Source organism: Kitasatospora sp. NPDC094016 (assembly GCF_040304045.1).
Taxonomy (GTDB): Bacteria; Actinomycetota; Actinomycetes; order Streptomycetales; family Streptomycetaceae; genus Kitasatospora.
On sequence record NZ_JBEOUK010000010.1, the window covers coordinates 97,724 to 120,414 of the forward strand.

At 74.7% G+C, this 22,691-nt stretch carries 13 protein-coding genes; 9 read left to right on the forward strand and 4 right to left on the reverse strand.

Going from position 1 to position 22,691, the window contains the following annotated elements:
• The first annotated feature begins 42 nt into the window (after positions 1-42).
• From ABT015_RS12675 to ABT015_RS12710, 8 genes are all read left to right on the forward strand, one after another.
• Positions 43-5,637 (forward strand): SDR family NAD(P)-dependent oxidoreductase, encoded by a 5,595-nt coding sequence (locus ABT015_RS12675; RefSeq protein ID WP_350878861.1) that lies wholly within the window; start codon positions 43-45, stop codon positions 5,635-5,637.
• Positions 5,634-8,777, forward strand: a complete 3,144-nt coding sequence (locus tag ABT015_RS12680; protein ID WP_350878862.1) for a non-ribosomal peptide synthetase — start codon at positions 5,634-5,636, stop codon at positions 8,775-8,777. Before ABT015_RS12675 ends, ABT015_RS12680 begins: the two co-directional genes overlap by 4 nt.
• A gap of 74 nt (positions 8,778-8,851) precedes the next feature.
• On the forward strand, positions 8,852-10,672 hold the full coding sequence (locus ABT015_RS12685) for a non-ribosomal peptide synthetase (RefSeq protein ID WP_350878864.1): 1,821 nt from the start codon (positions 8,852-8,854) through the stop codon (positions 10,670-10,672).
• Positions 10,669-11,871, forward strand: coding sequence for an argininosuccinate synthase-related protein (locus tag ABT015_RS12690; protein WP_350878865.1), 1,203 nt, complete (start codon positions 10,669-10,671; stop codon positions 11,869-11,871). Before ABT015_RS12685 ends, ABT015_RS12690 begins: the two co-directional genes overlap by 4 nt.
• A 1-nt stretch (position 11,872) precedes the next feature.
• Positions 11,873-13,168: an ATP-grasp domain-containing protein gene (locus ABT015_RS12695; RefSeq protein ID WP_350878867.1), complete on the forward strand. Its 1,296-nt coding sequence runs from the start codon at positions 11,873-11,875 to the stop codon at positions 13,166-13,168.
• A 108-nt stretch (positions 13,169-13,276) separates the two neighbouring features.
• The gene (locus tag ABT015_RS12700) at positions 13,277-15,814 is read left to right on the forward strand and encodes a penicillin acylase family protein (protein WP_350878868.1); all 2,538 of its coding nucleotides are present in this window, start codon (positions 13,277-13,279) and stop codon (positions 15,812-15,814) included.
• A gap of 5 nt (positions 15,815-15,819) precedes the next feature.
• Entirely contained in the window at positions 15,820-16,230 is a 411-nt protein-coding gene (locus ABT015_RS12705) for a hypothetical protein (RefSeq protein WP_350878869.1), read from the forward strand.
• Between the two features lie 441 nt (positions 16,231-16,671).
• Positions 16,672-17,082, forward strand: coding sequence for a hypothetical protein (locus tag ABT015_RS12710; RefSeq protein ID WP_350878871.1), 411 nt, complete (start codon positions 16,672-16,674; stop codon positions 17,080-17,082).
• Positions 17,083-17,102: 20 nt separating this feature from the next.
• Here ABT015_RS12710 and ABT015_RS12715 read toward each other — a convergent pair whose 3' ends face one another.
• The 3 genes from ABT015_RS12715 to ABT015_RS12725 all read right to left on the reverse strand — a co-directional run bounded on the left by ABT015_RS12715 (position 17,103) and on the right by ABT015_RS12725 (position 19,311).
• Positions 17,103-17,741, reverse strand: coding sequence for a flavin reductase family protein (locus ABT015_RS12715; RefSeq protein WP_350878872.1), 639 nt, complete (start codon positions 17,739-17,741; stop codon positions 17,103-17,105).
• Between the two features lie 149 nt (positions 17,742-17,890).
• The gene (locus tag ABT015_RS12720) at positions 17,891-18,808 is read right to left on the reverse strand and encodes a hypothetical protein (RefSeq protein ID WP_350878874.1); all 918 of its coding nucleotides are present in this window, start codon (positions 18,806-18,808) and stop codon (positions 17,891-17,893) included.
• Positions 18,809-18,882: 74 nt separating this feature from the next.
• Entirely contained in the window at positions 18,883-19,311 is a 429-nt protein-coding gene (locus ABT015_RS12725; protein ID WP_350878876.1) for a hypothetical protein, read from the reverse strand.
• A 349-nt stretch (positions 19,312-19,660) separates the two neighbouring features.
• Here ABT015_RS12725 and ABT015_RS12730 point away from each other — a divergent pair, with 349 nt between their 5' ends.
• Entirely contained in the window at positions 19,661-21,637 is a 1,977-nt protein-coding gene (locus ABT015_RS12730; protein ID WP_350878878.1) for an RICIN domain-containing protein, read from the forward strand.
• Between the two features lie 124 nt (positions 21,638-21,761).
• Here ABT015_RS12730 and ABT015_RS12735 read toward each other — a convergent pair whose 3' ends face one another.
• A complete protein-coding gene (locus tag ABT015_RS12735; RefSeq protein ID WP_350878879.1) occupies positions 21,762-22,661 on the reverse strand; it encodes an alpha/beta fold hydrolase in 900 nt (299 codons plus the stop codon).
• Positions 22,662-22,691 lie beyond the last annotated feature (30 nt).

Here is a 22,691-nt window from a genome sequence, read left to right on the forward strand (position 1 = left end):
CGCGAGCCGCGTCGCATCACCACCCCATGAGGAGAAAGCCCGATGACCACCCACGCCCCCGGGGGCCCGGCCGCCGCACCGCCGGACCTGCCGGACGCGATCGCCGTGACCGGCCTCGCCTGCCGGTTCCCCGGAGCTCCCGACGCCGGGGCCTTCTGGGCCAACCTGGTCGCGGGCCGCGAGAGCGTCACCTTCCGCAGCCCCGAGGAGCTGGCGGCCCTGGGCGTCCCCGCCGAACGGCTGGCCGACCCCCGGTTCGTCGGGGCGGGCGGCGTGCTGGAGGGCCTCGCGGAGTTCGACGCCGAGTACTTCGGCATCCTGCCCCGCGACGCCGAGCTGATGGACCCCCAGCACCGGCTGTTCCTGCAGTGCGCGGTCACCGCGCTGGAGGACGCCGGGCAGCTGACCGACGGCGTCGAGGGCGGCGTGGGCGTCTACGCCTCGGCCGGCTTCAACTCCTACCTGACGCACCACCTGCTGCCCAACGCGGCCCACCTGGCCGACCGGGCCGACGTCCAGTGGCTGGCCGCCGGGGACAAGGACTACCTCGCCACCCAGACCTCCTACCGGCTGGGCCTGACCGGCCCGAGCCTGAGCGTGCAGAGCGCCTGCTCCTCCGCCCTGCTCGCGGTCCACCTGGCCGCCGAGGCGCTGCTCAGCGGCGAGTGCGACGTGGCGCTGGCCGGCGCCGTCTCCGCCGGGATCGGCCAGGGGCTCGGCTACCTGCACGCCGAGGGCGGCATCCTCTCCGCCGACGGGCACTGCCGCCCCTTCGACGCCGACGCGACCGGCACGGTCTTCGGCAGCGGCGTCGGCGTGGTGGTGCTGAAGCGGCTGGCCGACGCGGTCGCCGACGGCGACACCGTGCGGGCCGTGCTGCTCGGCTCGGCGGTCAACAACGACGGGAACCGCAAGGTCGGCTTTACGGCGCCGAGCCTGGACGGACAGGTCCGGGTCGTCTCGGCGGCCCAGTCCGTGGCCGGGGTCACGCCCGGCGAGGTCTCCTGCATCGAGGCGCACGGCACCGGCACCGCGCTCGGCGACCGGATCGAACTCGCCGCGCTGGGGCGGGTGTTCGCGGACGCCCCGGACTCCCGCCGGGTGCTCGGCGCGGTCAAGTCGAACGTCGGCCACCTGGACACCTGCGCCGGGATGGCCGGGCTGATCAAGACGGTGCTCGCGCTCCAGCACCGCACGCTGCTGCCGACCGTGCACTTCGAGAACCCCAGTCCCGAACTGTCCCCCGGCCTGTTCCGGGTGCTGACCGAGGCCGAACCGTGGACCGGCCGCGACGGCGCCCGGATCGCGGGCGTCAGCTCCTTCGGAATCGGCGGCACCAACGCCCACCTGATCCTCCAGGACGCGCCGACGCTGCCCGCCGAGCCCGCCGCGCCCGCCGCCGAGCCCGCGCGGTGGGAGCTGCTGCCGCTGTCCGCCAGGAGCGAGCGGGCGCTCGACCGGGCCGCCGAGCGGATCGGCGCGGCGCTGGCCGGCCCCGGTGCGCCCGACGCGGGCGACGCCGCGTTCACCCTCCAGACCAGGCGGCGCCACCACCCCTGGCGGCGCGCCGTCCTGACCGGGCGTTCGAGCGAGGCGTCCCCCGCCGCCCAGACCGTCCAGGCCGTCCAGGCCGTCGGGACCGGTCAGAAGGTCGCCTTCCTCTACCCCGGGCAGGGGGCCGGCCACCCCGGCATGGCGGCCGAGCCGTACCGCGCCGAGCCGCTCTTCCGCGCCGCGCTCGACCGCTGCCTGGACGCCCTGCGGCCGTGGACCGCGGCGCCGCTGCGCGAGCTGCTGCTCGACCCGGCCCACCCGGACCTGTTCGACCGGACCGAGATCGCCCAGCCGGCCCTGTTCGCGGTGGAGTACGCGCTCACCGCGTGGTGGACGGGGCTCGGCATCCGGCCGGTCGCACTCGCCGGGCACAGCGTCGGCGAGTTCGCGGCCGCCTGCGCCGCCGGGGTCTTCGACCTGCCCGGCGCCGCCCGGCTGGTGGCCGAACGCGGCCGGCTGATGGGCACCATGGCGCCCGGCGCGATGCTGAGCGTCCCGCTGCCCGAGCCGGAGCTGCGCGCCCTGCTGGACGACCCGGCCGGGCCGGAGCCGGCCGCCGTCAACGCGCCCGACCGCTGCGTGGTGGCCGGCGCCCCCGAGGCGGTCGCGCGGCTCGCCGAGCGGCTGGCCGCGCGCGGCGTGGCCGCCCGGCAGCTGGCCGTGCGGCACGCCTTCCACTCCCGGGACGCCGAACCGCTGCTGGAGGAGTTCGCCCGGCTGGTCGCCACCGTCCCGGTCCAGGCGCCCGCCGTGCCGCTCGTCTCCGGCCTGACCGGGCATGAGCTCACCGCCGAGGAGGCCGCGTCGCCGGAGTACTGGGCACGCCAGCTGCGGCACACCGTCCGCTTCGCCGACGCGCTCGCCGCGCTGCCGGGCGACGGCCCGCTGCTGGAGCTCGGCCCCGGCCGGGGGCTGAGCGGCTTCGCCGTGCGGACCCTGGGCACCGGGCGCCCCGCGCTGCCCACCCTCGGCGGCGCCGCGCCCGCCACGGACCAGCCGCCGGCCCGGCTCACCGCGCTGGCCCGGCTGTGGGAGCGGGGCGCCGAGGTCGACTGGTCCGCCCTCGGCGAGCGGGCCGGGCGCCGGCACGTCTCGCTGCCGGGCTACCCGTTCGAGCCCACCCGGCACTGGTTCGAGCCCACCGCCGCCGAGCCCACCGCCGCCGTCACCGCCCAGGGTCCCGCCGGGCCCGCGCGGGTCTCCGACGGTGCGAGCGGCGTGGACGACTGGCTGCACGTCGTTTCCTGGACGCAGGCGCTGCCGCCGTCCGGCACCGGACCGCTCCCGCCGTCGGTGCTCCTGCTCGCCGACGAGTCCGGCCTCGCCGAGGCCGTCGCCGGAGAGCTCACCGTCGCCGGCGCCCAGGTCAGCCTGGTCCGCGCCCGCGCCGGGGCGTCCACCGCGCAGGACACGCCGTTCACGCTCGACACCCCGTTCACGCTCGACACCCCCTTCACGCTCGACACCCCCTTCACGCTCGACGCCGACGACCCCGCCGCCTTCCCCGCGCTCGCCGCCGCCCTGGCCGCGCGCGGCACCGCGCCGGACGCCGTCCTCTCCTGCTGGGCCCTGGACACCCCGCCGCTGCACTCGGCCACCCCGGGCGAGGCGGCCGACGGCGCGCTGCGCGCCCTCACCGTCCCGGTCCAACTCGCCCGGGCCCTGGGCGAGGCGTTCCCCGGCCGGCCGCTGCGGATGCTGCTCGTCACCGACGCCGCCCACGGGCTGCCCGGGCAGCCCGCCCGCACCCCGCAGGCCGCCGCCGGGCTGGGCGCGGTGCGGGTGCTGCCGCAGGAGCTGCCCGGCGTCACCGTGCACGCCCTCGACCTGGACTGCCCGACCCGGGAGCCCGCGGAACTGGCCCTGGCGGCGCAGACCGTGGTGGCGCAGCTGCGCGCCGGGCACGCCGCGGCGCCGCTGACCGCCGTCCGCGGCCGGGCGCACCTGGTGCCGGCCCCGGAGCGGCCCGTCCTCACCGACCCGGCCGGGCCGCAGCCCGCCGCGCCGTCCGGCGTGTGGCTGGTCACCGGCGGCCTGGGCGGGATCGGTCTGGCCGTGGCCGGCCACCTCGCCGAGGACGCCGACCGGACGCTCGTCCTGCTCACCCGCCGCGCCGTCCCCGACGGCGCCGGCTGGCGGAGCCTGCGCCCCGAGGCCGCGGCGCCCGCCGCGAGCTGCCCCCCGGAGCTGGCCGAGGCCCTCGCCGGGCTGACGGCGCACGGCGCCCGGCTCTGCCTCGTCCAGGCGGACGTCACCGACGAGGCCGCGCTCGGCGTCGCGCTCGACCGGGTCCGGGCCGCGTACGGCCCGATCGCCGGGGTGGTGCACGCCGCCGGGGTGCCCGGCGGCGGTGTCACCGCCCTGCGCAGCGCCGGGGAGATGGCGCGGGTGCTCGCCCCCAAGGTGCTCGGCACCGTCCTGCTGGAGCGGCTGACGGCCGTGGACCAGCCGGTGCTGGTGCTCTGCTCCTCGGTGCTGGCGGTCACCGGCGCGGTCGGCCAGGCCGACTACACCGGCGCCAACGCCTTCCTGGACAGCTTCGCCGCCGGCTCCCGGGCCGCCGTGTCGATCGGCTGGGACCGCTGGTCGCAGACCGGCATGGCGCTGCGGTCCGGCCGGCGCGACTGGCTCGACGGCGGCGAGGTGCTCGACCACGCCCTGTTCGACGCCCGCCGGGCGGAGCCGGACGGGACGGTGGAGCTGCGGCTGCGCCGCACCGGGCAGAGTACCTGGCCGGCCGAGGAGCACCGGATCGGCGACGTCCCGGTCCTGCCCGGCACCGCGCTGCTCGAACTCGCCGTCGCCGGGCACCACTTGGCGGTCGGGGACGGGCCGGTCGAGCTGGACGCCGTCTTCACCCACCCGCTGCGGATGCCCGCCGACGCCCCGCCCGAGGTCACCCTGCGGCTGCGTCCGGCGCCCGACGGCGGGCACCTGTGGGAGGTGCGCTCCACCGCCGTGCCGTCCAGGCCGCACGCCCAGGGCCGGATCGCGCCGTACGGGGGCGATGCCCCCGAGCGCCTGGACCTCGACGGCCTCGCGGCCCGCTGCGCCCCGGTGCCGCAGGTCGCGGTGCCCTCCGCCGCCGGGGAGCGGCCCGGCGGCGCCAGCGGCCTGCGCACCGGGCCGCGCTGGGAGAGCGTCACCGAGGTCCGCGAGGACGGGAGCGGCGGGGCGATGCTGCGGCTGCGCCTGCCCGAGGCGTTCCACGGCGACCTGGCCGCGCACCCGCTGCACCCCGCGCTGCTGGACACCGCCACCGGCGCCGTCACCGCCCGCACCGGCAGCCACCTGCCGGTCGCCTACCGCCGTCTGGTGGTGCTCGGCCCGCTCGGCCCCGAGGCCGTGGTGCGGGTGGACCGCCGCTCCGGTGACGCCGGGGCGGGCGACACGCTGGTCGTCGACGTGGTCGTCGCCGGGCCGGACGGCACTGCGGCCGTGCTCGTCGAGGGCTTCGTGCTGCGCCCGGCCCCGGCCACCCCCGGCCCGGACGCCCCCGGCCCGGACGCTCCCGGCCCGGACGCGGAGAGCGGCATCCCGACCCGGCAGGGCCTGCTGGCCTTCGACCGGATCCTGGCCAACCGTCACCTCCCGCACGTGCTGGTCAGCCCCCGCGCGACCGGGCCGGCCGCGCCCGTCCCGGCCGCGTCGCAGGCCGCACCGTCCGCACCGCAGGCCGCGTCGGCGACCGGCCCCGAGGGGCTGGAGGAGCAGATCGCCGCGGTCTGGTCCCGGCTGCTGGGCGTCCCCCGGATCGGCCCCGAGGACAGCATCTTCGAACTCGGCGGCGACTCCCTGCTGATCGTCCAGATCACCGCCGAACTCCAGCGGCAGGGCCTGGCCGTCTCCCCCGGCGACCTCTTCGCCCACCCCACCGTCGGACAGCTCGCCGCCCGGCTGCGCGCGGACCGCGCGCCCGCCGCCGCCCCGGCGTCCGACACCCCCGCCCCGCCCACCGCTCCCGCCGAGCCCGATCCGGCCCCCGCGAAGGGGTCGGGCGAGGCGTTCTCGGACGCGGACCTCAGCGAAGACGACCTGGCCCGGGTATTCGCCCTGTTCCGGTCAGGAGAGGACACCAAGTGAACGACATCGAGGACATCTACCCGCTCTCGCCGACCCAGGAGGGGATGCTCTTCCACAGCACCACCTCCCCCGAGCACGGCCTGTACGTCGAGCTGACCACCTTCCGGGTGCGCGGCGAACTGGACCTGACGGAGCTGGGAGCCGCCTGGCAGCGGGCCATCGCCCGGCACCCGGTGCTGCGCACGGCCTTCGTCCGCGAGCGGATCCGCACCCCGCACCAGGTGGTGCTGCCCAAGGCGGACCTGCCGATCGAGTTCCGCGACCTGTCCGGGCTGGACGAGCCGGCCCGGGAGCGCGCCGTCGCCGAGGAGCTGGAGCAGCGCGCCCGCGAGCGCTTCGACCTGGCCCGGCCGCCGCTGATGCGGCTGCTGGTGCTGCGCCTGCCCGACGAGCACCTGGTGGTGTGGACGTACCACCACCTGCTGCTGGACGGCTGGTCCGCCGCTCTGCTGCTGGCCGAGGTCACCGCCGGACTGTCCGGTGACGCCGCCGAGGCGCCCGCGCCGCCCGCCTTCCGCGAGTACATCGCCTGGCTGGGCCGTCAGGAGACCGAACGCGACCGCGCGTTCTGGACCGGCCACCTGGCGGGCTACCGCGAGCCGGCGACGCTGAGCCTGCCGGGCGTGCGCCCGGGCGCCAAGCCGTCCGGCGACTTCCGCACGGTGCGGGCCGAGCTGCCCGCCGGGACCGTCACCGCGCTGCGGCGGCTGGCCGCCGGCAGGGCAACCACGCTCAGCAGCCTGGTCGAGGCCGCCTGGGCGGGGACGGTCGCGCGCCACAGCGGCCGCGACGACGTGGTGGTCGGCGTGACCGTCTCGGGCCGCCCCGTCGACCTGGACCGGGCGGACCAGATGCTCGGGATGTTCATCAACACCGTCCCGGTCCGGGTGCGGATCGACCGGGAGCTGCCCGGCGACGAGTGGCTGGCCCGCCACGCCGCGACCCGCCACCCGCTGCTGGACCACCAGCACACCCCGCTGACCGACATCCAGCGCTGGGCCGAGACCGCGCCCGGCGTGCCGCTGTTCGACACCGTCGTGGTCGTCGAGAACTACCCGGACCGCACCGAGGCGGTGCTCTCCCACGGCGCGGTCACGGTCGGCGACGTCCGCTACGAGACCCGGACCAACTACCCGGTCACCCTGGTCGTGCGGGCCGCCGCCGAGATGCAGCTCCAGATGGTGGTGGACGCCGGGCGGATCACCCCGGAGGAGACCGGCGCGCTGCTCGACCACGTCGTCGCGGTGCTGACCCGCATCGCCGCGCGGCCCGGCCGCCCGGTCCGCGAGCTGCTCGCCGTCCCCGAGGCGGCCCGCGCCCGCCAGCTCGACACCTGGAACGGCAGCGAGATCGACCGCGGCGAGCCGTCGGCCCTGCTGTCCGGGCTGATCGACGACGCGGTCCGCAGCCGCCCGGACCACCCGGCGGTGGTCGACCAGCAGACCCGGTACAGCTACCGCGAACTCGACCGGCGGGCCGACGCCCTGGCCCGCCAGCTGGCCGCGCGCGGCGTACGCCCCGGCGACCGGGTCGGCGTCTGCCTGGGCCGCAGCGCCGACCTGGTGACCGCGATGCTGGCCGTCGCCCGGGCCGGGGCCGCGTTCGTCCCGCTCGACCCGGCCCACCCGGTGGAGCGGATCGGCCTCGTCCTGGCGGACGCGGCCCCGGCCGTGGTGCTCACCGACGCGGCCGGCGCGCCCGCGCTGGCCGGCTGGGACGGCACCGCCGTCGACCTGGCCTCCCTGGACCTCACGCTCCCGGAGGCCTCCGCCGAGCTGCCGGGCGCCGCCCCGGACGGCCTCGCCTACCTGATGTTCACCTCCGGCTCCACCGGCCGCCCCAAGGGCGTCGCCGTCGGCCACCGCGCGCTGGCGAACCTGGTGGACAGCCTGGCCCGCCGTCACCCCGGCCTCGACGGCGACACCCGCTTCCTCGCCCTCACCACGCTCAGCTTCGACACCTCGCTGGCCGAGCTGCTGGTGCCGCTCGCCGTCGGCGCGACGGTGCACGTGGGCGGCCAGGCGCTCGGGCTGAGCGGCCGTGAACTCGACCGCTACAGCGTCGAGCACGGCATCACCGCGCTCCAGGCCACCCCGTCCCGCTACCGGGCGCTGCTCGACTCCGACTGGCAGGGCGCCGGCCGGCCCCGGCTCTACAGCTGCGGCGAGGCCTTCCCCGCGGACCTGGCGGCGCCGCTGGCCGAGCGCGGCGAGTCGGTGTGGAACATGTACGGACCGACCGAGACCACCGTGTACTCCAGCGTCGAGCGGATCACCGCCGACACCACCCGGGTCACCGTCGGCCGCCCGATCGCCAACACGGTGCTGCACGTGCTGGACACCGTGGACGGCGAACTGCTGCCGGTCGGCTGCGTCGGCGAGCTGTGCATCGGCGGCGACGGCGTGGCCCAGGGCTACTGGCAGCGGCCCGAGCTGACGGCCGAGCGGTTCGTCACCGACCCGTTCACGGGCGGCCGGATGTACCGCACCGGCGACCACGCCCGCCGCCTGCCCGACGGGCGGATCGAACTGCTCGGCCGGATGGACCGCCAGCTCAAGCTGCGCGGCTACCGGATCGAGCCCGGCGAGATCGAGCAGGTCCTGCTGGCCCTGCCCGAGGTCGCGGCCGCCGCGGTCGCCGTCCGGGAGGGCCGCCTGGTCGCCTGGGTGGTGCCCACCGACCGGGGCGCCCCGCTCGACGCCCCCGGCGTCCAGGCCGGGCTGCGGCGCTCGCTGCCCTCGTACATGGTCCCCGAGGCGGTCACCGTCCTCGCCGAACTGCCGCTCACCCCGGCCGGCAAGACCGACCTGCTCGCCCTGCCCACCCCGGCCGGGTTCGCCGACGAGGCCGCGCCGGCCGGCGGGCCGAGCGGCACCGCGGACCACGAGGCGCTGGTGGCCCGGCTGTTCCGCGAGGTCCTGGCACTGCCGGAGGTCGGCTCGGACGACGACTTCTTCGAGCTGGGCGGCGACTCGCTGCGCGCCCTGCGACTGGTCTCCCGGCTGGAGGCGGAACTCGGCTGCTCGCTCGACATCGAGCTGCTCTTCGACTCCTCCACGGTCCGCGACCTCACCGCGGCCATCGGCCCCGCCCTGGCCGACGCCGACGCCGACGCCCCGGGCTCCGACGCCGACCAGTGAACCAACCGGCGTCCCGGCCGGCCCCGGCCGCCGGGACGCCCCTGCACCGACCACACCGATTGGACACAACCTCCATGGCTAGCCCTACGGCCACGATTCTCGACGACGGCGAACGACGGCTCGACACCCTGCTCCTCTCCCGCTGGGAGGCCGACCCGGCGCACCCCGCCGTGGTCGACGGCGACCGGGTCCTGCTCGCGGGCGAGCTCAGGGACCGCACCGTGCGGGTCGCCTCGCTGCTGCGCGAGCGGGGGGCGCGCCCGGGCGAGCGGGTCGCGGTCTACCTGGAGCGCTCGGCCGACTTCGTGGTCGCCGTGGCCGGGGTGGTCCTGGCCGGCGCCGCCCAGGTCGCCTTCGACGTCAACGACCCGGTCGCCCGCACCCTCGACATGCTGGCCGACTGCACGCCCCGACTGCTGATCACCACCCCCGAACTGCGCTCCCGCTTCCCCGAGTCGCCGGGCACCGAGGTCGTCACCGTCGACGAGTGCGCGGCGGCCCGCCCGGCCGACCCGTTCGAGCCGGCGGCCGACCTCGCCGAGCAGCCCGCGGTCGTCATCTACACCTCCGGCTCCACCGGCAGGCCCAAGGCCTCGCTGATCCCGCACCGCGCGGTGACCACCCGCCTGCGGGCGCTCCAGCGCGGCCACGGACTCGGCCCGGACGACCGGATGCTGCACCACACCGCGTGCAGCTTCGACATGTTCCTGATCGAGGTGTACTGGCCGCTGATCACCGGCACCACCATCGTCATCGCCGCCCCCGGCCGCCAGCGCGACGCCGACTACCTCGCCGAGACCATCCGCGCGGCCGACATCACCGTCTTCTACTGCGTGGTCTCGCTGCTGGAGCTGTTCCTGCTGGCCCGCGGGCCCGAGGAGCGCTTCGACGGCCTGCGGCGCGTCCTCACCGGCGGCGAGCCGCTCGCGCCCGAGCTGGTCCGCCGCTTCCACGCCCAGTCCACCGCGCCGCTGACCAACCTCTACGGGCCGAGCGAGTGCACCATCTACTGCACCGCCTGGGTGCCCCCGCGCGACCCCGGCCTGGACACCGTCTACATCGGCCCGGCCATCGAGGACACCACCCTGTGGATCCTCGACGAGGACGGCAAGCCCGTACCGGACGGCGAGCCCGGCGAGCTCTACATCGGCGGCGAGGGCCTCGCCCTCGGCTACCTCAACCGGCCCGAGCTCACCGCGGAGCGCTTCGTCCCGGACCACCTCGGCGACGGCCCCGGCCCGCTCTACCGCTCGGGCGACCTCGTCCGCACCCACCCGGTGGGCGGCCTGGAGTTCCTGGGCCGGGTCGACCTCCAGGTGAAGATCCGCGGCTACCGGATCGAACTGGGCGAGATCGAGTCCGCCGCCCTGCGGGTGCCCGAGGTCCGGCAGGCGGCCGTGGTCGCCCACGGCCGCGGCAGCGACGCCCGGCTGGTCGGCTTCCTGGTGCTCGCACCCGGCGCCGAGCCCGCGAGCGTCACCGCCGCCGTGCGCGAGACGCTGCGCGGCGCCCTGCCCTCGTACATGGTCCCGGCGTCGCTGGCCACCGTCGACTCGATGCCGCTGACCGCCAACGGCAAGCTGGACCGCGCCCTGCTGACCGAACGGGCCGGAGCCGTCCTGCCCACCGTCACCGACGAACCGCAAGCACCGCCCGGCGACGGCGTGGCCGCCACCGTCACCACGGTCTGGTGCGAGGTCCTCGGACTGCCCGCCATCGGCCCGGACGACGATTTCTTCGAGATCGGCGGGGACTCCTTCAAGGTGGTCCGCGCCACCCGCAAGCTGGAGGCGCTGCTCGGCGTCGAGGTCCCGATGCACCTGATGTACGACGAGCCCACGGTGACGGCCTTCACCGCCGCCCTGGCCGAGCAGGGAACGGAGGGATCGCGGTGACTCCCCAGGTCGTCCGTTCCTTCGGCGAGCTCGACGCGATCGCCCGCGATCCGTCGGCCCCCGTCGTCACCCTGTTCAGCGGCGGACTGGACAGCAGCTACCTGCTGCACCGCCTGGCCCGGGCCGGCGCCCGCAACGTCCACGCGGTCAGCGTCGACCTCGGCGAGGACGAGAGCAGCGAGCACAAGCAGCGGATCGCCGACCGGCTCGGCATCCGGCTGCACCTGGTCGACGGCCGGCAGGAATTCGCCGAGGACTACGTCCGCCCGGCCATCGCCGCGCACGCCGTCTACCTCGACACCCACCCGGTCAGCTCCTCCCTCAGCCGCCCGCTGATCGCCAAGGTCGCCGTCGACACCGCCCGCGAACTCGGCGCCACCACCGTGCTGCACACCGCCAACCGCTCCCAGAACACCCTGCGCCGGCTCAACGGCGCCCTCGAACTGCTCGGCTTCGCCGGGCGCTACGGCAGCCCGTACGACCTGGACCCGGTGGACCGGGACCAGAAGATGCGCGAGCTCAAGGAAGCGGGCCTGGAGCAGCTGAGCGAGCGGCTGGTCAGCGGCGACTCCAACCTGTGGTGCCGGGAGTTCGAGTCCGGGATCCTCGACGACCCCGAGGACCACGCCGTGCCCGAGCGGCTCTACCAGTGGAGCGCGCTGCGCCCCGCCGAGGCCCCGGAGGCCGTCGAGGTCGCGTTCGAGGCCGGCCGCCCGGTCGCGGTGGACGGCCGCCGGCTGCCGCTGACCGAGCTGATCGACACCCTCAACCACCTGGTCGGCGCGCACGGCCTCGGCCGGTACAGCGGGCTCGAACACCTGGGCCACGGGCCGAAGGTGCTGGAGATCCGCGAGATGCCCGCCGCCTGGCTGCTGCTGCGCTCGCGCCGCCACCTGGAGACGGCCACCCTCTCCGCCGAGCTGCTGCGGGAGAAGCTGAACCAGGAGCAGCTGTGGGTCCGCGAGGCGCTGGAGGGCCGCTGGTTCGGCGAACTGCGCCGGGCCAGCCAGGCGTTCATCGAGGTCTGCTCGGCGCACGTCACCGGCTCGGTGCGGTGGCGGCTCTCGGCGGGCTCGGCCGAGACCCGGGCCGTCGTCGCCGACCGGCCGCTCTACCTGCGCGACCGGGAGGCCTGGGAGCACCGGTCCGTCGCCGCCGAGCGCGCGGCGTTCGGCCCGAGCCAACCGCAGGAGCGCTGACATGGGCGGCTCGAACCCGACGCCCCCGGTCCTTACGGCGCCCCCGGCGCCCCCGGTGCTGCTGGTCGTCTACGGCCGCGGCTCGGCCACCGCGCGCGGGATCCTGACCGCCGGGCGGCGGCTGTGCACGGCGGTCTTCTTCGGCGACCTCGGCGACCCGAAGGTGGCCGCCGACCTGGCCCAGCTGCCGAGGTCGGCCACCGTGGTGGACACGGCCGGCCTGACCGAGGAGCAACTGTGCGACCGGGCCGCCGAGTTCGGCGCCGCCGGAGTGATCACCTTCAGCGACCACCTGCTCCGGACGGCGGCCGCCGTGGCCGCGCGGTGCGGCGTGCCGTTCCACGACCGGGCCACCGTGGAGGTCCTGGTCGACAAGTTCCGCCAGCGCGAGGCCCTGGCGGCGGCGGGCGTACAGGCCACCGCCTGCCGGACGGTCCACTCCGCCGCCGACCTCGGCCCGGCCCTCGCCGCCACCGGCCTGCCCGCCGTCCTCAAGCCCCGCTCGGGCGCCGGCAGCGTGGACACCTGCCTGGTCCGCAGCGCCGCCGAACTGGCCGACCGGTACGCCGAGTTCACCGAAGGCGCGGCAAGTCCGGCGGTGTTCGTGCTGGAGGAGTACCTGGTGAGCGACCCCACCGTGGTGGGGGAGTTCTGGGGCGACTACGTCTCGGTCGAGTCCGCGATCCGCGACGGCGAGATCCGCACCGTCGCCGTCACCGGCAAGCTGCCACTGGCTCCCCCGTTCCGGGAGACCGGCTACTTCACCCCGGCCCTGCTCCCCGCCGGCCTGGCCGACGAGGTCGTGGCCCTGGAGCAGCGCGCGCTGCGGGCGCTCGGCATCCGCGAGGGCGTCACCCACACCGAGATCAAGTTCACCCCCGACGGGCCGCGGCTGATCGAGGTCAACGGCCGCCTGGGCGGGCACGTCTCGGACGTCCTCAAGCGCTCCGCCGGGACGGACCTGCTCGCCCTCGCCCTCCGGCTGGCACTCGGCGCGTTCGACCCGCCGGAGCCGGTGCTCGCCCTGGGCGCGGACTGCCCGAAGGTGGCGTTCCAGTACTTCCTCTCCCCGCCCGCCGACGGCCTCGCCCCCGGCCCCGCCGAGGTGCTCGACGGCCTCCAGCACCTCCCCGGGGTGGACCTGGTGGACGCCCGGATCGACCCGTCCTGGCGGGCCGACTGGCGGGCCGGCACCGAGTGGCTGATCGGCACGGTCTACGGCTCGGCCCCCGGACACCCCGAGCTCCGGGCCACCGTCGAGGGCATCCACCGCACGATGGCCGACTTCTGGTCCTGACGGCTCCCTGAGCCTCCCTGCCTCACCCCCGGTCCCCTTCGCCCCGCCCAACCTCGCACCCCTGGAGTCAACTTGCCGCGGCGCATACGCACAGCCACCCACGCGGCGGTGGCAGCCGTAGTCTCCGGCCTCGTCCTCGCGCTGCTCGCGCTGGGCATCGGGCCCGTCCCCGCCCTCGGAACCGCCCTCGTCCCCGGGGCCGGTGCGTGGGACTCCGCCGCCGGCGCCGAACTCCCGCACACCGAGACCCTCACCCTGGCGGGCCTGAACGCGCCGGTGACGGTCGCCTTCGACGACAACGGCGTCCCCACCGTCAAGGCCGCCTCCGACACCGACCTGTTCCAGGCCCAGGGCTACCTGCACGCCCGCTTCCGGCTCGCCCAGCTCGACCTGGAGCGGCGCGCCGGGCGCGGACGCCTGGCCGAACTCAACGGGCCCGGCAGCGTCGAGTCCGACCGCTTCGAACTCCAGATGGGACTCCTGCGCACCGCCGAGGCCACCTGGGCCGCCACCGCGCCCGACAGCCCGGCGGGCCGCGCCCTCACCAGCTACAGCCGGGGGGTCAACGCCTGGATCTCCGAGCTGCGCCACAACGGGCAGTGGCCGGCCGTCTTCTCCCTCACCGGGGTCTACCCGGCCGACTGGACGCCGGTCGACAGCCTGGTCATCCAGGAACTCCTCACCCAGAGCATGGACTTCACCAGCACCCCACTGGACTACGCGATCTTCCGGGAGTCCCTCGGCGAGGAGCGCACCATGGACTGGTTCCCGGTCCACGCGCCCAACGACCAGCGGCCGTACGACGTCGGGCCCTACCGCGACCTCGGCATCGCGCCGCTGCCCGCGAACGTCAACACCGCCGGGCCCGACACCCCCGCCGCCGCCAACCGGTCGCAGCCGCGCCCCGCGCCCGTCGCCCCCACCGGGAAGCCCGACACCGCCGGGGAGGCGACCGCGGCCCACGCCCTGCTGGACACCATCCGCGCACTCCCGGCCACCCAGGTCCACACCTTCCCCGACAGCAACGCCTGGGCGGCGAACGGCCCGGCCGTGGCGGGCGGCAACGCGATGCTCGCCGGCGACCCGCACCTGCCGATGACCCTGCCCTCGTACTGGTACCAGATCGCGCTGTCCTCGCCGGAGACCGACGTCACCGGCGCCAGCATGGCCGGCATGCCCGGCGTGCTGATCGGCCGCAACGCCGACATCTCCTGGTCCCTGACGGACGGGCAGAACCAGTCGACGGTCTTCTACAGCGAGCAGACCAGCCCCGACCACCCCGGCCAGTACTTCTGGAACAACGCGTGGCACCCGATGCAGCGGGTGGAGTACACCATCCCGGTCCGGGGCGGCGACACCGAACACCTCGCCGTGGACCTCACCGTGCACGGACCGGTCCTGACCCGGGCCGGGCAGACCACCTCGGTCAGCTGGATGGGCAACATCCCCTCCCCCGACCTGGCCGTCCTGCTCTCCGTCAACAAGGCCCGCGACTACCAGGAGTTCCGCACCGCGCTCGCCGACTGGCACGCCCCCACGCTCAACTTCGCCTACGCCGACGGCGGCGGCAACATCGGCGTGGTCGCCGCCGGGTACTTCCCCCTCACCAAGGGCGGCAACCCCTGGTTCCCGCTGCCCGGCACCGGCGAGTACGACGTGGTCGGCGCCATCCCCTTCGACGCCACCCCGCAGGTCTACAACCCGCCGAACCACGTGGTCGCGACGGCAAACCAGCGCCCCGTCTCCGCCGACTACCCGTACTACATCGGCACCACCCTCAACGCCTTCGACAACGGCTACCGGGCCAACCGGATCTACCAGTACCTGGAGAGCCACCAGGCGATGACCAGCGCGGACTTCACCACCCTGCAGAACGACGTCACGGACTACCTCGCCACCGTCATCCTGCCCCACCTGAAGACCGCCCTGGCCGACCAGAAGCTCGACCCCCGCCAACAGGCCGCCCTCGACGTCCTGAACCGCTGGGACCACACCATGAAACCCGGCGTCGCCGGCGGACCGATCTGGTGGACCTTCTGGAACGACTACCTGGAGACCACCTTCCAGCCCTGGTGGGACCACGCCAAGGTGCCGGTCGAACGCGACCGCCTGTACCTCAAGGTCTCCAGCGCACTCCCCAGCCTCGACGAGAACCTCGAAGCCTGGACCCTGCACGACCCGGCCAACCCGGCCTTCACCTCCCCCGGCGGCCCGACCCGCACCGCGACGGACGCCATGCGCACCGCCTTCGCCCAGGCCGTCTCCGAACTGTCCCAGGACCTCGGCAACGACCCCGCCACCTGGACCTGGGACCGCGTCCACACCCGGCAGATCCCCTCCCTCACCGGCGCCGAAGCCCTCGGCTACGGCCCCAAACCCGCCGAGGGCGACCGCTGGACCGTCAACGCGGCCGACGGCGGCATGAACTCCACCTTCGGCCCGAGCTGGCGCATGGTCGTCGACTGGAAGGGCCCGAACACCGCCACCGCCCAGGCCGTCTACCCCGGCGGCCAGAGCGAGAACCCGGCCTCACCCTGGTACCGGAACTTCATCCCGTACTGGTGGGAGGGCCGAAACCCGCCGCTGCTGATGGCCGCCGACCAACCCGCCTCCACCAAGGTGTGGACCCTGCGACCGGGAGCCTGACCACCATGACGCAACCCCGACACCCCTCCCCCGCCCCGCCCACACTCCTCCCTCTCCTCCTCACCCTCCTCGCCACCGTGGTCATAGCCCTCGGCTCCCTCTGGTCCCTCTGGTACCTCCCCTTCCTCTGCGGCCTCGCCCTCGGCGCAGTCACCGCCCTGCGCGGCCAACGAGCCCGCACCGCCGTCCTCACCGCCACCACAGCCGCCCTCGCCGGCTGGGCCGCCCCCCTCCTCTGGCGCACCGCCACCGGCGAAGCCGTGGCCGGCACCGCCCGCACCCTCGCCGCCCTCGCCGGCCTCCCGCCCCTCGCCTCCCTGATGATCACCGCAACCCTCCTGATCAGCCTCCTCCAAGCCCTCCTGGGCGTCTGGCTGGCCCGCACCACCACCGCCACCCTCCACCCCACCCCCTGACCCCCCCAACCAACCAACACAAACGATGGCCCGGCCCCCTCAGCGGCCCGGGCCATCGCCGTTCCGCGATCTCAGTTCTGATCTCGTCCTCGCCATCCTCGGCGAAGCCTCCATCGGCTCCAACCTGCGCCGCATCGAAGCCCTCCCCGGCCGCGACCCGAGTCCTCGGCCAGTAGGACCAAGCCACCCGGCGCAGGCTGTCGGCCCCCTCCACCAGGGGGCCGACAGCCCACACCTTCGTCCTTGGTCACACCCCGCCCCCGAGTCCCGACTCACACATACCCCCGCCTGGGCCGCTCTCCCGGAGGGGATCGGGCCGGCGCGCTGAAGCTGCGCGGAGAACCGCAGCCCGCGCACGGGGCTTTCGCAGCACAGGAAGTCGGACCGGCCGACTTCCCGTGCTGAGGGCGGGATCCGCAGGCGCTCCCCTAAGATCCCACGGTGAGGATCTGGACGGAGCTCCCTGCCGAAGCGGACGTCGAAGCGGTCGTCCGTCGCTACTTCAGTCTGCTTCGAGCCGGCCGGATCCCCGAGGCCGAGGAACTCGTCGATCACACCTCGGTCCGGCACGTGCTCAAGTCGCTATGGGCCGGCTCGGTCGAGGCGAACGCCGACGAGGACAAGGGCGAGGACGAGAGCGAGGCGAGCGCCAGTCCTGCTGCCGACGCGTGGGAACAGGACTTGTCCTGGCTCCGCGAACTCGATCTCGCCGACTTCCACTGGGGCCACGAGGGCACCGGTTTCTACGTCGAGATCACCTACCGCGCGCAGATCATCGAGGTGTCGTTGAGCTTCTGGGTCAAGCCCACCGACGCCGGCTGGGTCCTCGCGGGGCCGGCCACCCTCTGGTAGGGGACGAACAGAAGAGCAGCTCAGACGCTCGTCGACTGGAGCTGGTGCGGCATGTTCCAGCCCTCGGCGAGCCTCGACGGGTGAACGTTTCCTCCCCCGCCGAAGAACTCGCAGAACTTCATGATCAGCGGGTCCCAGCCGAGCGGGTCCACGTAGTGCGTCCCGGGGATGACGAGGCTCTCCTCGACATGGGCGCGAAGGACCTCGACCTCGAAGGCGGTGGCGTGCGGCTCGGGACCGCCGAAGGGGTGGGCCGAGACGACCTTGCACTCCAGCTGGACCGGGCATTCCGCGACCCTGGGGGGCCGGACCAGGTCCGACGCCTGCTCGGTCAGCTGCGCGACCGAGAACTTGTCCGGCTCGTACCGGTAGCCCTGCTTCACCTTGTAGTCCGCCACGACCGGCTTCCCGGTGGTGAGCGCGATCCGGTCGACGGCATCGACCATCGCCGACGAGGGCAGGTTGAGCACGCACTCGCCTTCCCGCAGCAGGTTCGCGGTGGTCTGGCCGTTGTTGCCGAGACCGAGCATGCAGGACTGGCCCAGCCACCACACCGAGGACATCGGCGCGAGGTTCGCCGTGCCGTCCTCGTTGAGTGAGCTGATCAGCACCACCGGAGTTCCGAAGTACAGGACCTTGAGCCCGGGGACGACGTGCATGCGCTGTGCCTTTCGCGAAGTGCCGAACGAACAGGTCCGCGATCAGGAACACGAACCGTCGCCGACTCTCTCGTGGGCGAGACACCTGCGCTGGCGGAAATGCGACACCGCGTTTCGGCCGCGCCCGGTCGACGGCGGCAGCGACGGCGCTACGGTCCGGGTTCGGTGCGGTCGAGGACGGCGTCCGCTTCGCTGAGCATGCGCCGCCGTTCGGCCAGAACGCCGTCGAACGCGGTGGCGTTCTGCTGGATCAGGGTGCGCTGGACGGCGGTCTCGGCCTCGTTCCAGATCCGGACGAGCCCGGTCTCCTGTTTGCAGGCGACGTCCGCGAGGGCGGTCGTCCGTTCCTCGCCGGTGGCTCGTTCGGACGGCCAGGTGCCGGTCCGCAACGGCGTCGCGTAGTCGTATCCCGCCCGCTTCATGCACCGGGACCACGCGGTGACGACGGCCGCGACCTCCGGCGTCTTCGCCGACTGCTCGAAGGACTCCTGGTTGGCCGACCGGACCACGTAGGCGTCTCCCGGGTAGCCGGTGGTGCCGGTGATCCGCCGCGCGGCGGACTCCTGGCAGCCCTGCTGGCCGGTGAGCGCCTTCGTCTGTGCCGGGGAGAGCGGTGCCTGCGTCGGGGCCGGGTGGTCGGGCAGGTGGTAGCCGACGGTGCGGGCGCCGGTGGCGCTGGTCAGACCGTAGCGCCGTTCGTACCGGCCCAGTAGGGGGGCCTGGACGCCGGCCGGGGCGGGCGGTTGGAGGCCGGCGCTTCGCAGGCAGTCGGCGACCAGTCGGTCCAGGGCGGTGTGCAGCCGGGCCTCGTCGGCGGGCGGGAGGAAGTACGGGTCCAGCGGCAGGGAGATGACGGCGGGGCCGTCGGTGGCGGGGCCGGGTGTGACCTCAGGTGTGACCCCGGGTACGGCCTCAGGTGTGACCCCGGGTACGGCCTCCGACGTGACGGCGCCGTGGGGCGGCGTACCGGTGGCGCCCCCTCCGCTCGTGGAAGTGGAGCAGGAGGCGAGCGACAGGCAGCAGGTGACGACAGCTGCGAGCGGGGCGGCGAGCCGTGGTGCGTTCATGGTGACGTGGCCTCGAATCTCTGCGCCGCCGGGCCGTCCGACCAGTCGGACGGCCCGGCGGGGTGCTGCTGCGGTCAGCCGTTGACGAGGAACGAGGCGTCCTCGTTCTTCGTCCTCACCAGGTTTCCGTTGCCGCAGGCCACAATGAGGTCCGAGGGCCCGGACCAGTTCTCGTTGTAGAACACCTGGACGCTGCCGACGCAGTGGCCCGGGTACTGGTAGGTGGCGGAGGCCGCGTTGTTCTTCACCGCGGTGCCCTGTCCGGGGCCGGGCGTCAGGAACGCGCCGGCGTTCGCGAGGTTGTCGAAGCCCTTGAACCCGGTGCTCAGGTCCCAACCGGCCACCGAGCCGCTCTGGTTGCCGTTGTACCAGAGGCAGAAGGCCCTGGCGCCGAGGCAGTTCGGGTTGTTCGGCGCGGCCTGCGCGGCGGGCGACACGGCCAGCGTCGCGGTGGCCGCCATCCCCGCGAGCAGCAGGGTGGTGAGGATGCGTCGAGTCTTCATGGTCTTCCTCCTGGAGTCCGAACGCCCCGAGGCGGGGCGGATCCCGGCTCGGGTGCGTTTCGGTGCGATGGGTACGAGGGGCCGGTCCATCGGTGCCGCCACGTCCCCCGTTCGTGGCGGTGGTGCCGCCGGCCCCCGGCTCCGTCTTCGGGTTCCCGGTCCGGCACGCCGCCGTGGGGGCCGCGTCACGGGACCTTGAAGAGTCCGAAGATCCGATGGAGACTCCACCGTGCGGGCTTATTTGATTGTCCATCAACAAAAAACCGACACGGCCCAGGTGAGCCGCGGACAATCCCGCTTCGGCCGCCGGACAGGACCGGACAAAGGGTCGGACAGGACAGGAGGCACGGTGGGTAGTGCTGGACGACCGCAAGGACAGCTCAAGGGAGAGACGGAACAGGCGAACGCCCTGGCCCGGTTCGTACGGGAGGTGACGGGCGGGGCCACGGTCCGCGAGCTCGCTCAGCGGTACCCGGCGGGCAAGACCAGTTGGAGCGAGTACCGCTCCGCGGAGAAGGACATTCCGTGGCACCTGCTCGAACGGCTGGTCCACGACTGCGCGGTGGACCCGCAGGCCCGAACGGTGCTGCTCGTCCGCGCCCGCGCCCTGCACGAGCAGGCCGGCCGGGCGGCGTCCGGGACGGCCCCTTCGCACGCGGAAGCGCGGTCGGCCGCGCGGCAGGCCCTGGAACGGGCCCGGCAGGCGCAGCGCCAGGCCGAGGCGGGCGTGGCCCAGGCCGAGGAACTGATCCGCGTGCTGGTGGCGATCGTGGCCGAACTGCGGGGTGAGCTGAGCGCCGGCACCGAGGACGGGACGGCTCCCGGCGGACGGGTTTCGGACGGCGGGTACGCGGCGCAGTCGCGGCGCTCCCGGCTGCGGGAGGCGACGCGCTGCCTGGCCGAGGTGCGGCGCATCAGGGAGAACGCGCGCCAGGCGCAGCGGACGGCGGGCTGGGAGGAGGACACCGTCGGACTCCTGGTCGACCAGGAGCGGGCGCGGGCCCAGGAGGACGGTGGTCAGCAGCCGGGTGCGGAGCTGGTGGTGGACGGCGGGGTCCAGGCGCACCTGCCGGTGCTGCGGCGCTTGGAGGCCGACCTCGTGGAGGTGCGGGAAGCACTGGCCGACCGGTGCCGGGAGGTGAGCCGGATGGTCCGGCCCACCGCGGCCGGGTCCGGAATTGTCCGCGGCGAACTGGTCCGGGCCCCGGACAACCCGCCGACCAGCCCGCTCGCGCTCGGCCCCCCGCCCACCGGCCCCGCGGTCATCAGCCCCACGGTCATCGGGCCTCCGCTCGTGGGGCCGCTGCGAGGAGGGCCCGCCGATGCGCGGCGGCGTCGTACGGCCCGGACCGGTGCGGCCATGGGGGCGACGGCGGTGCTCCTGGCCGGGGCACTGGTGTTGGCCGGGGTGCTGGTGGGCCTACGGCTGGGCGCGGCGCCCGCCCCCGTCGACGCGCTCGCCCGGGCGGCCGGCGCGGGCGCAGGCCCCTCGGCGCCGGCCGGGGACAGCCCCTCGCCGTCGGCACCCGGTACGCCGCCGACCGCCTCACCACCCATCGCACCGCCCATCTCACCGACCGCCTCACCGGCCGCCTCACCGGCCGTCCCACCGGCCGTCCCACCGGCCGTCCCGCCGGCCGTCCCGCCGCCCGCCTCACCGGCCGATCCTCGGACCGCCGGACCGGGGAGCGCGCCGCTGGTACCCGCACCGGCCGGTACGCCGACCCCCACCGCGGGGTCCGGCACCCCGCCGGAAACCGTCGCCCCCTCCCCTTCGGACGGGAACCGCACGCCCATGAAGTCCTCGCCGCCGCCCGGCTCCGTATCGCCGCCGACGACGGAACCCTGGACGCCCGACCGGCTCGGCGGCACCCCGATGGTCCCGCCGACGGGGCCCGTCTCCATCAAGAACGGCAACAGCCTGCAGTGCGTGGCCACATCCGGCGGCACCCGGGAGGAAGGCCAGGAAGCCCAGCAGTTCCCCTGCGGGGACTACCCCGACCACTTCTGGGAGAGCCAGAAGACCTTCACGGACGCCGAAGGCAACACCTACTACCGGCTCGTCAGCTACAACAGCGCCCTGTGCCTCGCGGTCCAGGACTCCAGCACCGAGGCCGACGCCCGGGTGATCCAGTCCACGTGCAAGAACGACCCCGGGCAGTCCTGGAGAATCGAGAAGTGGCCGAAAGGCATCCGCTTCGTCAACGGCAACAGCCACCAGTGCCTCGCCGTCACCTACGGCAGCACCGCCCCGCGCGCCCCACTGATGCAGTACCCGTGCGGAAACTACCCGGACCACTACTGGAGTTACGGCCCACGCCGGTAGCGGAGCAGTCCCCACCGGCCCGCACGGCAGGCAGAAGGGCCGCCCCGACGAGGGCAGCCCTTCTGCGGGTTCTCGGGGCCCGGCCGAGCTCCGGGTGCGCGCACCCGGCGGCAGGGGCCTCTCGTCAGCTCCGGGTCTGCTGCCGGGAGGAGGTGATGAACTGCAGCAGGTGTTCGTTGACCAGGTCGGGGCGTTCCAGGTTGAGGCCGTGGCCGGCTCGTTGCACGATCTCGGCCCGGACTCCCGGGATCAGTGCGGTGACCCGCTGGAGGACGTGGCGCGGGCGGAGCAGAGCGCTGCGCTTGCCCAGCAGGACGAGGGTGGGCAGGCGGATGGAGCGAAGTTCCTCGTCGGTGAACGGCCTGGCGGCGGGCCGGGTGTTGGGCTTGTAGCTGCGCATGCCGAGCATCAGGGGGGCGATCATCTCGGGCGGCGAGCTGAGTGCGGGGTTGGCGAGCAGGCGCCCGAGCGCGGGGCGCAGCGGCCGTGGGGCGAGCATGCCGAACAGGCCGCCGATCATGTGGGCGTAGAACCGGGCGGGGACCTTCTCGATGCCGCCGGGGTCCATCGGTGCGATCGAGGCGAGGCGTTCGGGTGCGTGGATGGCCTGGTTGAGGGTCAGCCACCCGCCGTAGGAGAGGCCGACCAGGTGGATGCGGTCGAGTCCGAGGCCGGCGAAGACCTCGCCGAGCCAGGCCGCGTTCTCCTCGGAGCCGGCCGCGACGGCGCGTTGGACGCTGCGGCCGGGGTCGTCGAGCGTGTCGATCGCGTAGACCGGGTGGTGTTCGCCCAGGGCGGCGATCTGCGGGTACCAGTTGGACGGGTGTCCGGCGTGGCCGTGCAGCAGCACGATCGGTTCGCCGGTTTCGGGTCCGTAGTGGTGGACGTGGACGGTGCCGTAGCTGGTTTCGACGTCGAGTTCCCGGCGGGGGGCCGGCCACAGCTCCATCGCGCGGTCGTAGGCCTCAAGGAACTTCGTTCGGGCTTTCTCGCTGACGAAGTGTCCGACGCTGGTCCTGGTCATGGTCCCTCCCGGTGCTCGGAATGCACGAAA

Bases quoted from the DNA above. Each gene is read 5' to 3' on its own strand.
- ABT015_RS12720 (WP_350878874.1), bottom strand. From the start codon at position 18,808: ATGAACGCACCACGGCTCGCCGCCCCGCTCGCAGCTGTCGTCACCTGC.
- ABT015_RS12725 (WP_350878876.1), bottom strand. From the start codon at position 19,311: ATGAAGACTCGACGCATCCTCACCACCCTGCTGCTCGCGGGGATGGCG.
- ABT015_RS12685 (WP_350878864.1), top strand. From the start codon at position 8,852: ATGGCTAGCCCTACGGCCACGATTCTCGACGACGGCGAACGACGGCTC.
- ABT015_RS12735 (WP_350878879.1), bottom strand. From the start codon at position 22,661: ATGACCAGGACCAGCGTCGGACACTTCGTCAGCGAGAAAGCCCGAACG.
- ABT015_RS12705 (WP_350878869.1), top strand. From the start codon at position 15,820: ATGACGCAACCCCGACACCCCTCCCCCGCCCCGCCCACACTCCTCCCT.
- ABT015_RS12715 (WP_350878872.1), bottom strand. From the start codon at position 17,741: ATGCACGTCGTCCCCGGGCTCAAGGTCCTGTACTTCGGAACTCCGGTG.
- ABT015_RS12675 (WP_350878861.1), top strand. From the start codon at position 43: ATGACCACCCACGCCCCCGGGGGCCCGGCCGCCGCACCGCCGGACCTG.
- ABT015_RS12695 (WP_350878867.1), top strand. From the start codon at position 11,873: ATGGGCGGCTCGAACCCGACGCCCCCGGTCCTTACGGCGCCCCCGGCG.